The following is a 13,751-nucleotide window of genomic DNA, read 5'->3' on the forward strand; positions in this document are numbered from 1 at the left end:
ATCGCGACCTGGCCCGACACCTCGCCCGTGGCGGGGTTGAACACGGGGGCGTATTCCCCCGCCCCGGTCTGCACCTGGCCCCCGATGAAGTGCCCGATGCGCGCGACGTCGATGGTGCTGGACATGCGGCCGATCCTTCCCAAGAGGCCATGCACAGGCGAACGTTCCGCGCGTTCAATGCCCCTGGCCCGTTGGGGCCATAATAGGCCCTGGCGGAAGGGCTGGCGAGGGCGTGGCTGCCACCGGGCGGGCGGCGCCCTGCGGGAGGGAGAGACGCCGCGGCAGGAATGCCAGGGTCAGGCGCAACGGTGCCCGGCCGCGGGCCGGACGGGCGGAACCGCACATCGAAATCTTTGCACGGCGTCGCGATGTGCGGATCATACAAGCAGGGCGTCGTGCTGTTCCCTAAAACTCAGCCAGTGCAGGCAAGATCCACCGAAGCCCCTGGGCGGGACTCGTAGGCGCTACCCTGGGCGCATCGCCACCGTGGCGCCTCGCAACAGGAGGGAGGGCAGCATGAGCACCCTGTCCATGCGTGAGCACCAGATGTTCCCCGTGCTCGACGCCGCGCAGATCGAAACCGCCCGGCGCTTCGCCAGCGGCCCGGCCCGCCGCTTCGCCCCGGGCGAGACAATCTACGCGATCGCCGAGCGGGACGCGCCGGCCTGGCTGGTGCTGGAAGGCGCGATCGACGTCATGCGCCGCGACGGGCTGAGCCTCGAGGCGCCGATCACCACGCATCGTGCCGGCCAGTTCAGCGGCGAGGTCAACCAGCTCGCCGGCCGGCCGTCGATCGCGGCCGGCCTGGCCGGGCCGGACGGCTGCGTGGCGCTGCCCTTCGACCCGGCGCATCTGCGCGCCCTGATGGTGGGATCGGCGGATGTGGGCGAGCTGGTCATGCGCGCCCTGATCCTGCGCCGCGTGAGCCTGATCGAGGAAGGCGGCGCCGGCACCATCCTGATCGGTGTGCCGGGTAGCCCGGACCTCGTTCGCCTGCAGGGCTTCCTGGCGCGCAGCGGCTTCCCGAACCTGGTGCTCGACGCGGGCGCCGAGGGCGAGGGGCGGGCGCTGGTGGAACGCACCGGCATGCGACCGGATGAGCTGCCCCTGGTCGTCTGCCCCAGCGGGGCGCTGCTGCGCAGGCCGGGCGAGGCCGAACTCGCCGCCTGCCTCGGCCTGACGCCGACCTTGGACCCTGCGGCGGTGTACGACGTCGCGGTCGTGGGCGCGGGGCCGGCCGGGCTGGCGACGGCCGTCTACGCGGCCTCCGAAGGGCTGTCGGTGATCGTGCTGGACGAGCACGCGACGGGTGGGCAGGCAGGCGCCTCGGCCAGGATCGAGAACTATCTCGGCTTCCCGACCGGCATCTCGGGTCAGGCCTTGGCGGGCCGCGCCGTCAACCAGGCGCTGAAGTTCGGCGCCGAGATCGTGCTGCCGGTGCGGATCGAGGGCCTCGACTGCTCGGGCCCGCTGCTGACCCTGCAGCTGGAGGGGGATCGCCGCATCGAGGCGCGGGCGATCGTGGTGGCGTCCGGCGCCCGCTATCGCCGGCCCGACATTCCCGACCTCGCGAGTTTCGAGGGTGCCGGCATCTCGTACTGGGCGACGCCGGTCGAGGCGCGGCTGTGCGCGGGCGAGGAGATCGCCCTGGTCGGCGGCGGCAACTCGGCGGGCCAGGCCGTGGTCTTTCTCGCACCCAAGGTCAAACGCCTGCACCTGGTCGTCCGGCGCCCGCTGAAGGCGACGATGTCGCGCTACCTGATCGACCGGATCGCGGCGCTGCCGAATGTCGAGATCCACGTCGGCACCGAGATCACGCAGCTGGAAGGCGATCGCGCTTCCGGCCTGTCCGCCGCCGTCTTTATCCGGCATTCGGACGGCGGCGTGTACCGGCGCGCGCTGCGCCACATCTTCCTGTTCATCGGGGCCGATCCGAACTCCGGCTGGCTGCAGCACTGCGTCGAGGTGGACGCCAAGGGCTTCGTCGTGACCGGGATGGGCACGCTTCCGCTGGAAACGAGCCGGCCCGGCGTCTTCGCGATCGGCGATGTCCGCGCCGGCTCGACCAAGCGCGTCGCCGCCGCCGTGGGCGAAGGTGCGGCGGTCGTCGCGCAGATCCATGCCATGATCGCCCAGCGAGCAAAGGAGCCCGCATGACGGGATGCACCCACCGCGCGACGATCAGGGAGGTCACGCCCAGCGCCCGCGGCTGCGAGGAATGCCTCAGGATCGGCAGCCCCTGGGTTCACCTCCGCCTTTGCCGCAGCTGCGGCCATGTCGGCTGCTGCGACGATTCACCGCACCGGCACGCGCGGGCGCATTTCCGCGCGACGCGACACCCGATCATCGAAGGCTACGACCCGCCGGAGGGATGGGGCTGGTGCTACGTCGATGAAATGGAGGTCGAGCTGCCGGACCAGACGCCGCAGCTGGGTCCCATCCCGCGCTTCGTGTGAGAGACGCCGCGCCGTCGGCCGGTCAGGACCCACGGCGGACCGCCTCAACTCTCGGGATGGAGGGCGATGTCGCTGCCGGCATCGCCAAGCCGCGACCAGGCGAAGCCGCTCACGCCACGGGCGCTGCCGAGGCCGGTCAGCAGCTGCTCCACCGTGCGCTCGACACGGCCGAAGCCCATCAGCTCGAAGTGCAGGCGCAGCAGCGTGGCGTCCTCCGCCACCGTGGTGCTGCGCAGGCTGAGAAGGTGCAGGGCCAACCGGTGGCTGCGCTCCAGGATCAGGGCGCGGACGGAGGCCTGCTCCGCCACGTCGCAGTCCACCGTGGCGGCGAAGGTGGTGCGCGCGCCCGTCGAGAACTGGGCGCCCAGTCGGTTGAGCTGCGCGACGACGGGACGCAGCAGCACGTTGATGACCAGGATGATCCCGGCCAATGCCGCCGCCGTGCCCGGCAGGTCGGCCCCGGTGTAAACGCCCACCGCGGCCGATCCCCAGAGCGTCGCCGCGGTGTTCAGGCCGCGCACGTTGGTGCCTTCGCGCAGGATGACGCCGGCGCCGAGAAAGCCAATGCCCGAGATCACCGATCCCGCGAGGATCGCGGGCGAAAGATCGCCGTGCAGCGCCAGCGGGAGCTGCACGAAGGCGCAGGACGCCGTCGCGACCAGCGCGTTGGTCCGCAGGCCGGCCATGCCCTGGTGCCATTGCCGCTCCATCCCGATCGCACCGCCGAGCAGCATGGCGAGCGCGAAGGTGCCGACCGCGCCGCCCGTCACGTCGTGGCCCCTTCGCTGAGGGATGCCAGCAGCGCCAGCAGCGCGACCAGCGGTGCCAGCACGAAGCACCACGCGCCGGTCGCGGCGTAGAGCGCCGCCGCCACGGCGCAGCCCAGCGCGAAGACTGCCAGCTGCGGCAGCATCAGCCGCAACCGCCCGCGCGTTTCCCGCGTCCTTTCGGTCGGAAGGCCGCGCAGCAGGTCGGCCAGGTCGATCATCACCTGCGTGGTGGTGCCCGTCATCAGGGTGCTGGGCGGAAAGGCGCCCAGGTGAAGGCGGTGGAAGCCGTTCTGCACCGCCATGGCCGTCACGAGAACCAGCCCGGTCAGCATCGCCGCGGGGGAGTCCACCGCCTGTCCCGGCAGCAGCGTCACGGCCATGCCCGCCCCCAGCACCAGCAGCACCAGCTTCAGGGTCAGAAGCAGCTGCGCTGCCGGCCGGCGGCGTTCCGTCAGACTGCGGCCAAGCAGGGTGGTCAGCAGAACAACGAGCCCGAAGGTCGGCAGGGCGAGCAGCTTGGTCACCACGCCGGCGCTGCCACCCGTCAGCGCCGCCCCGATGGTCACGAAGTTGCCGGTGACGTGGGCGGGAAACAGGCCCTGCAGGGCAAGGAAGCCGGCCGTATCCACGAAACCGCCGTTAAAGGTGAGGACGAGCGGGATCGACAGCTTCATGACGCCCTTCGCGCTACGGCCAGGCGGAGAGGCTGGTCGGAAGTCACCCTCAGAAGGCCCAGCAGGAGCAGCCGAGCGCGCCCCAGAACCCCTGATCGCCGCCGGCCGGGGTGGAGGCCGCCCAGGCGCCGGCATGGTCGTGCCCGTGCACGCCGCAGGCGGCGTCGCAGCAGCGGGCCATGGCGCGGGCAAAGACGCCCCTGGTATCCCCCGAGGCTGCCCGGCGGTCTTGGTAGCCGCCGAAGCGGCGCACCGGCGACCAGTCGGGCATGGCCGGCGGCAGCGGCGGGCTGAGCGGCGCGAAACCGCCCGCGCCGTGCACCACGCGCCCGCCCACCACCGTCAGCAGCGAGGTGACGTCTTGGATCTCGTCGCCGGGAATGTCGAAGTAGTCGCGGTCCAGCACGGCAAGGTCGGCCAGCTGGCCTTCGGCGATCTGACCCTTCTTGCCTTCCTCGTTGGAGAACCAGGTGACCTTCTCGGTCAGCATCCGCAGCGCCGTTTCGCGGTCGAGCGTGTTGCGCTCGGGCGTGATGCGCATGCCACCCACGGTCTTGCCCGTGGTCAGCCAGTAGAGCGCGACCCAGGGGTTGTAGGAGGCGACGCGGGTGGCGTCGGTGCCGCCCGACACCTTGACGCCCATCTCCAACATCTTCGCCACCGGCGGCGTGGCCTCCGCGGCGCGGGCGCCGTAACGTTCCACGAAGTATTCGCCCTGGTAGGCCATGCGGTGCTGCACGGCGATGCCGCCGCCGAGCCGCGCGATGCGTTCGAGGTTGCGCTCGCTCACGGTTTCGGCGTGGTCGAAGATCCAGTGCAGGTCACCGATCGGCATCTCGGCGTCGACCTTCTCGAACACGTCGAGCGCGCGGCCGATGGTCTGGTCGTAGGTGGCGTGCAGCCGCCAGGGCCAGCGGTTCTGCACCACGATGCGCACCACCTGCTCGAGCTCCGGCTCCATCTCCGGCGGCATCTCGGGACGCTCGACCCGGAAGTCCTCGAAATCGGCCGCCGAGAAGACCAGCATCTCGCCCGCGCCGTTGAGGCGGAAGTAGTCGTCGCCCTGCTGATACTTCGCGGTGCTGGTCCAGCGCAGGAAGTCATCCTTCTCGCCCTTGGGCTTCTGCGTGAACAGGTTGTAGGCGATGCGCACCGTCAGCTCACCATCGGCGGCCAGATTCTCGATCACCTTGTAGTCGTCGGGATAGTTCTGGAACCCGCCGCCCGCGTCGATCGCGCCCGTTACGCCCAGGCGGTTCAGGTCGCGCAGGAAGTGGCGCGTGGAATTGAGCTGGTAGTCGAAGGGCAGCGTCGGTCCCTTGGCCAGCGTGGCGTAAAGGATGCCGGCGTTGGGTCTTGCCAGCAGCAGGCCGGTGGGCGTGCCGTCGGGCGCGCGCTGGATCTCGCCGCCCGGCGGGTTGGGCGTGTCCTTGTTGTAGCCCACGGCCCGCAGCGCCGCACCGTTCAGCAGCGCGCGGTCATACAGGTGCAGGATGAAGACCGGCGTGTCGGGCGCCACGGCGTTGATCTCGTCCAGCGTGGGCAGGCGCTTCTCGGCGAACTGGTTCTCGGTGAAGCCGCCGACGATGCGCACCCACTGCGGCGGCGGCGTGATCGCCACCTGGCGCTTGAGCATGTTCATCGCGTCGGCCAGCGAGCGCACGCCATCCCAGCGCAGCTCCATGTTGAAGTTCAGCCCGCCGCGGATGACGTGCAGATGGTTGTCGATCAGCCCGGGGATCAGCCGCCGGCCCCCGAGGTCGATCACCCGCGTGTTCGGACCGGCGGTGGGCAGGATCGCCGCGGCCTCGCCCACGGCGGAGAAGCGGCCATTCGTGATGGCGACGGCTTCCGGTGCCGGGTTGCCCCGGTCCAGCGTTGTGATCCGGCCGTTGTGCAGGATCATCTCAGGCGCGGTGTCGGCCATGGCGGGGCTCCGTTCGTGGGCGGCGAGGCTGGGGGCGGCGTGGCCGCCGGGAGAGACGGACGCGGCGCGACGGGACAACCGGGCTCAGGCTGCGCCATCGCGCTTCGAGGCGGAATTGGCGGGAAGCGTGCCGAAGAGATGCTCACCGCATTCCTTGGCCAGCAGCGAGAGCGTGAGCGGTTCACGGCGGAACAGGCGCTGCGCGATGGGCACGATTTGCTCGCCCGCCAGGATGCCCAGCAGGCCCAGCAGCGCGATCACCGGCGGCGCCGGGGAGCGGACGCCGAGCAGGCCGTACACCACGCCGACGAGAAGGCCGGCGCCGAGCGAGAACAGGTAGGTCATCGTGGCAGCTTCCGTCGCGGCGGGGAAAGGACGCGTGGGGGAAGGGCGCCGGGCCAGGGGGGAGGAGGAGTGCGGCCCGGCGCCCTGTCGGCTCAGCCCTCGTGGGCGTTGAACATCGTCTTGGCGTAGGTGATGCCCAGGCCATAGGCGCCGCCCAGCTTCTGCGCGATGCCGGTGGTCATCGCGTAGGTTTCGGTGCGCGCCCAGTCGCGCTGCAGCTCGAGGATGTACTGCAGGGAGGTCATCGGCCGAGCACCCGCCTGGATCATGCGCTCCACCGCGCGCTGGTGCGCCTCATCCGAGATGTCGCCGCAGGCATCGGCGATGAAGTAAACCTCGAAGCCCTGGTCGAGCGCGGACAGCGCCGGGCCCACGATGCACACCGAGGTCCACAGGCCCGCCAGCACGATGCGTCCCTGCGCGATGCGGTTGACCTCCTCGATCACCGCCGCGTCCTCCCAGGTGTTCATGGAAGTGCGGTCGAGCAGTGTCTGGCCCGGGAAGGCCTCGGTGATCTCGGCGTACATCGGGCCGGAGAAGGTATCCACCGCGACCGTGGTGAGGATGGTGGGCACCTTGAAGCCGGCGGCGGCCTGCGCCACCAGGGCGGCGTTGTTGCGCAGGATCGTGGTGTCGATCGACTTGGTCGCGAAGCTCATCTGCGACTGGAAGTCGATCATGATCAGCGCGTGGTTCTTGGGCGAGATCAGCTGCTTGCCCGGGGTCGGCGTGGCGGTCGGCATGGGGGTCGGTCCTTGTTGGGGAAGCGATGTCGGCACTGTTGCCGCGGCATCGACGCAGTGCCATTCCGGATAAGGCAAGTGCGTGATTGCATTGATGCAATGGGTGGAGCGGCGGCTGCCGCCCCGCCTGCGGTCAGGAGCGGGCGAAGGCCAGCAGGTCTTCGTTGAGCCGGTCGCGGGCCACGTCGGTCAGCGCGTGGGCGCCACCGGGATAAACCTTCAGCGTCGCGCGCGGTGCGATCCTGGCGGAGCGCATGCCGGAAGCGGCGATCGGCACCACCTGGTCGTCGTCGCCGTGGATCACCAGCACGGGGATGTCCATCCTGCGCAGGTCCTCCGTCAGGTCGGTCTCGGAGAAGGCCTTGATGCAGTCGTACTCGTTCTTCAGGCCACCCATCATGCCCTGCAGCCAGAAGCTGTCGCGCATGCCCTGCGTCACCTCCGCGTCCGGGCGGTTCGCGCCGAAGAACACCGTGGTGAAGTCCTGGAACAGCTGCGAGCGATCCTTCAGCATGCTGGCGCGCAGGCCGTCGAGCACCTCCAGCGGCACGCCCTCCGGACTGCCTTCGTTCTTGACCAGGTAAGGCGCCACGGCGCTGACCAGCACGGCCTTGCTGACGCGCGCGGTGCCGTGCCGGCCGACGACCCGCACCACCTCGCCACCACCAGTGGAATGCCCGACCAGCATCGCGCCGCGCAGGTCCAGGTGCTCCATCAGCGCGTGGAGGTCGTCGGCATAGGTGTCCATGTCGTTGCCCGTGAAGGGCTGCGAGGAACGCCCGTGGCCGCGCCGGTCATGCGCGATGCAGCGGAAGCCATTGGAGGCGAGATGCATCATCTGCGCTTCCCAGGCGTCGGAGGACAGTGGCCAGCCGTGGCTGAACACGACCGGCGCGCCGCTGCCCCAGTCCTTGTAGTAGATCGACGTGCCGTCGCGCGTGGTGAAACTGGCCATGCTGCGTTGCTCCTGCGGTTGGGGTGTCTCGTGCCGGGGTGTTGCGTGCGCCGACGCGGGCTGCGCCGCGGCCGAGGCAACCGGCAGGGCCGCGCCGGCGACCGCACTGCGTAGAACATCGCGGCGGGTGGCCGGACCGGTCGCCGGGCTCTTGCTCATGCGCTTTCCCTGGGTCGCCAGCGCGCTGAGGGCCGCACCGGATGAGCGTGACCGTAGCGCCGGCACCGGCGGCGCTATTGTTGAGGAACAACAAATTTGGATAATCCGGACGTGGTCCTGGGCGAGGCGGGGCGATAAGGAAGTGGCCGCCGGTCCCGTGGCGTGTGCCGCTTGCCGGCCGGAGGATGGAATGGAACAGGCCAGAAGCCATGGATGACGGGGGCAGGGTCCGGCCGCTGATCATCGTGGTGGACGACGACCTCGCCGTGCGCCGCGCGATCGACAGCCTGCTCCGCTCGGTGGGGCACGACACGCTCCTCTATGAATCCGCGCGCGATCTTCTCGACGCGCCGATGCCCGCGCATGTCGGCTGCATCATCATGGACGTCCGCATCCCGCGCATGAGCGGCCTCGAGTTCCAGTCGCGCCTGGCCGAGCGCGGCGAGCATCCGCCGATCATCTTCGTCACCGGCTACGGCGACGTTCCGATGAGCGTGCGTGCCATGAAGGCCGGCGCCGCGGACTTCCTGATCAAGCCGTTCCGCGATCAGGACATGCTCGACGCCGTCGATGCCGCGCTGGAGCGGGAGCGCGGGCGGCGGCGGGCCTTGGAGGCGGTGGCCGAGGCGCGGACCCGCTACGCCGCCCTGACCCCGCGCGAGGCGCAGGTGATGGCGCTCGTCACCTCCGGCCTGATGAACAAGCAGGTCGCCGGCGAGCTGGGCCTGAGCGAGATCACGGTGAAGCTGCACCGCGCCAGCGTCATGCGGAAGATGGAGGTGCGGACGCTGGCGGACCTCGTGCGCGCGGCGGATGCCCTGAACCGGCTGCCGTAACGGGCGTGCGCGCACCGGGACCGGGCTGCCGGGACTAAGCTTGTGTATAGTGCCGGCAATTCCACCGGACGATTATGAGGGCGGGCCGGGTTCGCCCTCCCGGTCGGCATCCGGAGGGATTGGGCCCATTGCGGCAAGAGCTTATCGCGATCGTTGAGGACGACGACACGGTTCGGGTGGCGATCGCGAACCTTCTCCGCTCCGCCGATCTGCGGTCGGTGGGCTTCGCCTCCGCCGAGGCCTTCCTGGCCGAGGACCTGTCCGGCTTCGGCTGTGTCCTGTCGGACGTTCAGATGCCGGGCCTGTCGGGGCTCGACCTGCTGCGCGTCACGCGGCAGCGCCGCGCGGAACTGCCGGTCGTGCTGATGACGGCCTATCCCGACGAGCGCGTCCGGCAGCGCGCCTTGGCCGAGGGTGCGCGCTTCTTCCTCGAGAAACCCACCGACCCCGAGATGCTCGTGGCGAACCTCCGTGCACTCCTCGATGCGACGCCGCAGGGCTGATCCGCTGGATGGGCGGCGAGACCAGGCGGGGATGCCGGCCGCCCCGGCGCGCCACCGGGCCGTGATCCCGTCCGCGTGCCGGAGCGCGGTCGGCCGCAGCACGGAGATCCCGCGATGAAGGAGGCGCGAACGGACTACTTGCCCGGAGTGCCGGGCGACGGCGATGCCGGCGGCACCATGCCGCCGCCGGCGCGGGCGTTGCGGCGCGGACCGGCATGGCTCGGCCTCGCCGTCGGCGTGTCCGGCCTGCTCGCGATCGGGGTTCTGAGCCGCATCGGCCTGACGGCCACGGCGGCCTACGTGCTGGTCATCCTGTTGATGGCGGAGCTCGCGGGGCGGCGTGGCCTGTATCTCGCGGCAGCCGGCTGCGTGGCTCTCGCGCTGTTCGACCTCGTGGTGACACGGGCGGCGACCGGCCCGGATGGGGTGACGTGGCACGTCCCGCTGACCTTCCTCTGCATCGCGCTCGCCACCGGCCTGGCGGCCTGGCGCCAGAACAGGTCCTGCGTCACGGCGTGGGAGCAGGACCGGTACCGCCATATCTTCGACCGCACCGGGATCGCGATCTGGGAACAGGACCTTTCCGCGGTCCGCCGCCTGCTGCAGGCCGATGAGAAAGGCACCGCGCTGCAGGCGCGCCTGCGCGAGCAGCCGGAGCTGGTGGAGAACTACGTCCGGCGCGTGCGGATCCTGGACGCCAACGCGGCGGCGATCCGCCTGATGCGGGCCCGCAGCAGGGCGGAGGTGCTGCAGTCGCTCGGCGCTTTCTTTACCGAGGAAACCTGGGCGACCTTCGCCGACTTCCTGGTGGCCATCTCGGAAAACCGCCCGAGCTTCCTGTCGGAAACCACGATCCGAACGGCCACCGGCGAGCGTCGCCACGTCATCGTGGACGTCACCTTTCCCCGGCAGTCCGAAGCCTTCGGCAGCGTGCTGATCGGGTTGGTGGACGTCACCGACCGCGTCCGGGCGGAGCGTGCGCTGGAACAGGCGCGGGCGGAGCTGGCCCAGGTGGCGCGCGCCGCCACGCTGGGCGCCTTCACGACCTCGATCGCGCACGAGGTCAACCAGCCGCTGACGGGCGTGGTGACCAACGGCGAGGCCGCGCTGCGCTGGCTGTCGCGCGAGGCGCCCGACCTGCCGGAAGCGGTCAGCTGCCTCACCATGGTGGTGTCGGAAGGGCAGCGGGCGGCGCAGATCGTCCAGCGGATCCGCCGCATGACCACCCGCACGGCGCCGGACTACGTGGTGCTGGACCTCAACGCCGTGGTCGGCGAGGCGCTGGCGCTCCTCCGGCGGGAGCTGAGCGGGAATGGCGTGACCCTCACCCTGGACCTCGCCCGGGCGCCGCTGCCCGTCATGGCCGACCGGATCGAACTGCAGCAGGTGCTCATCAACCTTGCGATCAACGCCATCCAGGCTATGCAGGGGCAGCAGAGCCGGCCCTTGCTGATCAGGTCGGAGCAGGTCGGCGCGACGGCGTGCCTGCGCGTCGAGGATCGTGGCCCGGGCCTGTCGGGCGACGCCCTGCGCCACCTCTTCGATCCCTTCTACACCACCAAGCCCGGCGGAACCGGCATCGGCCTGTCGATCTGCCGCTCCATCGTCGAGGCCTGCGACGGCTCCCTGCGCGCCGAGGCGCGCGAGGGCGGGGGTGCGGTGTTCACGGTGGTGCTGCCGCTCGCCCGGACGGCGGGCTGAAGGCCGGTGCCGCGCGGCGCCGCGGCGTCCGGTGGATCACCCATCCAGGCCGCTGGTCCGTGCGGGACGACCCTATACGAAGGTTTGGCTGGCAGCAGACCTGCATCTGGTCACGGCGGATGGGTGTAGGATGGATCGCCGGCGGGGCCGCGCGCAGTTTTCCGCCAGCCGGCCGCGTGGTGCCGGAGGGGATCAGCGGAGATGCCGGCAGGCCTGGAAAACGGAACGCCCGGCGAGGGCCGCGGGGCCGACAGCAAGGCAGCCGCCGTGTCGCGGCTTCTGCCGGGTGCCCGCGGCACCCTGGGCGAGGACCGGGACAGGGCCGATGCGATCGTCCACCTGTCGCAGGGCTGCACGCTGCTCGACGGGGGCCGAGGGGACTGGTGCGGTGATCTGCCCCCCGCCGTGCCGGGCGGCCTGGCACGCTGGCAGCTGCGCCGTCTCCTGCAGTTCATCGATGCGCAGCTTTCGCGGACGATCCTGCTGGAGGAGTTGGCGGCGCAGGCGCGCCTCAGCAGCGGCCACTTCGCCCGTGCCTTCAAGCGCAGCTTCGGGACGACCGCCTGCCGCTACGTCGTGAGCCGCAGGGTGCTGCGTGCCAAGCTGTTGATGCTCGTCACCCACGACCCCCTGTCCGACATCGCGCTCGCCTGCGGCCTGGCGGACCAGGCACACCTGTCGCGCCTGTTCCGCCACGCCACGGGCACCACGCCGATGGCCTGGCGGCGCGAACACCAGGCCGCCCGGCTGGACAGGCCGGTGCCTCGCCGGTCACGAGGCGCATCGCCGCACCGTCCCGACGGCGATGCCAGCGCGCGAAACGGGCGGAACGGCGCCGGTCAGCGTGCCGGCGACGGATGTCCCGCGCCGTAGCCTTCGGGCGTGGGCAGCGAGAAGCGGAAGGTTGCGCCCTGGCCCGGCTCGCTCGTCGCCCAGATCCGGCCACCGGCCGCTTCCACGCAGTTGCGGCAGATCGCGAGGCCCATGCCCATGCCGCCTTCGCGCGTCGAGTAGAAGGGCTCGAAGAGGCGGGCCATGCTGTCGGGCGGGATGCCGGCACCGCGGTCCCGGACCTCGGTGACCACCTTGCCGTCCTCGTGCCGGATCCGCACGGTGAGATCCTTCGGCTCCCGCAGATGCGCCATGGCCTGGGCACCGTTCAGCATCAGGTTGACCAGGACCTGCCCGATCTGCACCGGATCGGCGACCACCGCGGGCAGGTTCGCGGCGGCGTCGAGGTGGACGGAGATGCCCAGGCGCCGCAGCTCCCGCTCGATCAGCAGGATGGCGTCGCGCGCCACGGCCGCGAGGTCCATGCGCTCGCCGCGATCCGCCGCGTTGCCGAGGAAGCTGCGGATGCGCGCCACCACGTCGCGCGCCCGCAGGCCGTCGCGCACCGCGGCGACCATCGCGCTGCGGGCTTCCTCCAGCTGCGGCTCGGGGCGGTCGAGCCAGCGCTGCGCGGCCTGGGCGTGGCTGACCACGGCGGCCAGGGGCGAGTTCACCTCGTGCGCGATGGAGGCGGTCAGCGTGCCCATGGTGGTGATCCTCGCGGCCCTCGCGACCTCCGCCTGCATCCTCGCCATGCGATCCTGCCCCGCGCGGTAGCCGGACACGTCGACCGCGGTGACGATGATGTCCTTGAAGCCTTCCAGCGAGTCGGGCAGTGCCGCGGTGAACAGCACGTCCATGACGCTGCCGTCGGGGCGGGTGATGTGGGTTTCGGAGCGGTAGAAACGCTCGCCGTTCGACAGGGCCAGGAGCCACTGGTCGAAGGTCTGGTCGGTGTTGGGCAGGATGCGGGCGAGCGAGCCGACGAGGTCTTCCTTGCGGGCGACGCCCATCATCGACAGCGTGAAGGCGTTGACGTCGGTGATGAGCACGGCTTCGCGCAATCGCCGCGCCTCGTCCGGCCGCGCGATGAAGTGCGCCTGCACGTCGCTGACGCCGGACCGGCGAACCGTCAGGATGGCCTCGGCCACGGCGGACCAGTCTTCCCGCCAAAGGGAGATGCCGGGCCGCTCGAAGATCTCACGGTTGCTGCGCTCGCCCCGCACCCGTTCCCCGGCGGATTTCCAGCTCAGCCATGCCGCGAGGCAGAGCGCGAGCAGGGCGAAAGCGGCGAGAACCGGAACCCGGCTGTACAGCAGCAGGCCGGCCGCGACGCCCAGCGCAACCGGAAGCACCAGAGCTGCGAAGTGCCGCAGCATGCTTCGCTGCAGCCCCGCCCTGCCCGCGTGAGCCCAGCGGGGCAGGTCACCTTCCCTGCCAGGATGCTCGGCCGCCATGTTGGAAGGCCACAGGGAGAAGACCTGCTTCACGATCGTCCGGCTTACCCACTTCCTGGACCCGTCGGATCGAAGGGGCCTGAACGACCGCATCGTTGAAAAGGCGACGTGCTGTCAATCTTGAAGCGGAACGCGAAGGAGGCGCGGCCGGGGATGTTGCCCTCCCCGGCCGCGCCGTCTTCCTCTACCTTTGCCTGCTGTGGTGCGGGCGCTCCCGTGGGGTGGAGCGCCCTGCTGCCCTGCTGCCGTGTGTGCTTCTACTGTTCGCGGAAGGCCTTGTGGAAGCTGTCGAGGAGGGGCTGGATCATGTAGCGGGCGAAGGATCGCTCGCCGGTCTTGATCTGGGTATCGACGGGCATGCCGGGGCGCAGGGCGACGTTGTCGAGGGCCTTGA

The 13,751-nt window shown here is 70.6% G+C and carries 13 protein-coding genes; 6 read left to right on the plus strand and 7 right to left on the minus strand.

The annotated features are described in order from the left end of the window. The first annotated feature begins 516 nt into the window (after nucleotides 1–516). Both ACFFGY_RS21895 and ACFFGY_RS21900 read left to right on the plus strand, forming a co-directional pair. Entirely contained in the window at nucleotides 517–2,157 is a 1,641-nt protein-coding gene (locus ACFFGY_RS21895; RefSeq protein WP_377046668.1) for an FAD-dependent oxidoreductase, read from the plus strand. Continuing rightward, nucleotides 2,154–2,456 carry a UBP-type zinc finger domain-containing protein gene (locus ACFFGY_RS21900; protein WP_377046669.1) on the plus strand — a complete coding sequence of 101 codons (303 nt, stop codon included), beginning with the start codon at nucleotides 2,154–2,156 and terminating at the stop codon, nucleotides 2,454–2,456. The genes ACFFGY_RS21895 and ACFFGY_RS21900 overlap by 4 nt, the downstream gene beginning before the upstream one ends. 44 nt (nucleotides 2,457–2,500) lie before the next feature. On the opposite strand, the gene ACFFGY_RS21905 is transcribed toward ACFFGY_RS21900, so the two are convergent. The 6 genes from ACFFGY_RS21905 to ACFFGY_RS21930 form a co-directional block, all read right to left on the minus strand. Next, nucleotides 2,501–3,226 (minus strand): MgtC/SapB family protein, encoded by a 726-nt coding sequence (locus ACFFGY_RS21905; RefSeq protein ID WP_377046670.1) that lies wholly within the window; start codon nucleotides 3,224–3,226, stop codon nucleotides 2,501–2,503. Then, nucleotides 3,223–3,900, minus strand: a complete 678-nt coding sequence (locus tag ACFFGY_RS21910) for a YoaK family protein (protein WP_377046671.1) — start codon at nucleotides 3,898–3,900, stop codon at nucleotides 3,223–3,225. The genes ACFFGY_RS21905 and ACFFGY_RS21910 overlap by 4 nt, the downstream gene beginning before the upstream one ends. Nucleotides 3,901–3,949: 49 nt before the next feature. Next, nucleotides 3,950–5,827 (minus strand): amidohydrolase, encoded by a 1,878-nt coding sequence (locus ACFFGY_RS21915; protein WP_377046672.1) that lies wholly within the window; start codon nucleotides 5,825–5,827, stop codon nucleotides 3,950–3,952. Nucleotides 5,828–5,911: 84 nt separating this feature from the next. Continuing rightward, complete coding sequence (locus ACFFGY_RS21920) at nucleotides 5,912–6,172, minus strand: DUF1427 family protein (protein ID WP_377046673.1); 261 nt, start codon at nucleotides 6,170–6,172, stop codon at nucleotides 5,912–5,914. 92 nt (nucleotides 6,173–6,264) lie between these two features. Further along, entirely contained in the window at nucleotides 6,265–6,915 is a 651-nt protein-coding gene (locus tag ACFFGY_RS21925) for a hydrolase (protein WP_377046674.1), read from the minus strand. A 133-nt stretch (nucleotides 6,916–7,048) separates the two neighbouring features. Continuing rightward, nucleotides 7,049–7,870, minus strand: a complete 822-nt coding sequence (locus ACFFGY_RS21930; RefSeq protein WP_377046675.1) for an alpha/beta fold hydrolase — start codon at nucleotides 7,868–7,870, stop codon at nucleotides 7,049–7,051. A 368-nt stretch (nucleotides 7,871–8,238) separates the two neighbouring features. Between ACFFGY_RS21930 and ACFFGY_RS21935 the strand changes: the two genes are divergently transcribed. The 4 genes from ACFFGY_RS21935 to ACFFGY_RS21950 all read left to right on the plus strand — a co-directional run bounded on the left by ACFFGY_RS21935 (nucleotide 8,239) and on the right by ACFFGY_RS21950 (nucleotide 11,942). Continuing rightward, nucleotides 8,239–8,865, plus strand: a complete 627-nt coding sequence (locus tag ACFFGY_RS21935) for a response regulator transcription factor (RefSeq protein ID WP_377046676.1) — start codon at nucleotides 8,239–8,241, stop codon at nucleotides 8,863–8,865. Nucleotides 8,866–8,993: 128 nt separating this feature from the next. Next, nucleotides 8,994–9,368, plus strand: coding sequence for a response regulator transcription factor (locus tag ACFFGY_RS21940; RefSeq protein WP_377046677.1), 375 nt, complete (start codon nucleotides 8,994–8,996; stop codon nucleotides 9,366–9,368). A gap of 114 nt (nucleotides 9,369–9,482) precedes the next feature. Continuing rightward, the gene (locus tag ACFFGY_RS21945) at nucleotides 9,483–11,069 is read left to right on the plus strand and encodes a sensor histidine kinase (RefSeq protein WP_377046678.1); all 1,587 of its coding nucleotides are present in this window, start codon (nucleotides 9,483–9,485) and stop codon (nucleotides 11,067–11,069) included. A gap of 201 nt (nucleotides 11,070–11,270) precedes the next feature. After that, nucleotides 11,271–11,942: a helix-turn-helix domain-containing protein gene (locus tag ACFFGY_RS21950; RefSeq protein WP_377046679.1), complete on the plus strand. Its 672-nt coding sequence runs from the start codon at nucleotides 11,271–11,273 to the stop codon at nucleotides 11,940–11,942. On the opposite strand, the gene ACFFGY_RS21955 is transcribed toward ACFFGY_RS21950, so the two are convergent. Further along, nucleotides 11,909–13,279 (minus strand): sensor histidine kinase, encoded by a 1,371-nt coding sequence (locus ACFFGY_RS21955; protein WP_377046680.1) that lies wholly within the window; start codon nucleotides 13,277–13,279, stop codon nucleotides 11,909–11,911. The two genes, ACFFGY_RS21950 and ACFFGY_RS21955, sit on opposite strands and share 34 nt — an antisense overlap. Nucleotides 13,280–13,751: the final 472 nt, after the last annotated feature.

The organism is Roseomonas elaeocarpi, from assembly GCF_042433915.1.
Lineage (GTDB): Bacteria > Pseudomonadota > Alphaproteobacteria > Acetobacterales > Acetobacteraceae > Roseomonas > Roseomonas elaeocarpi.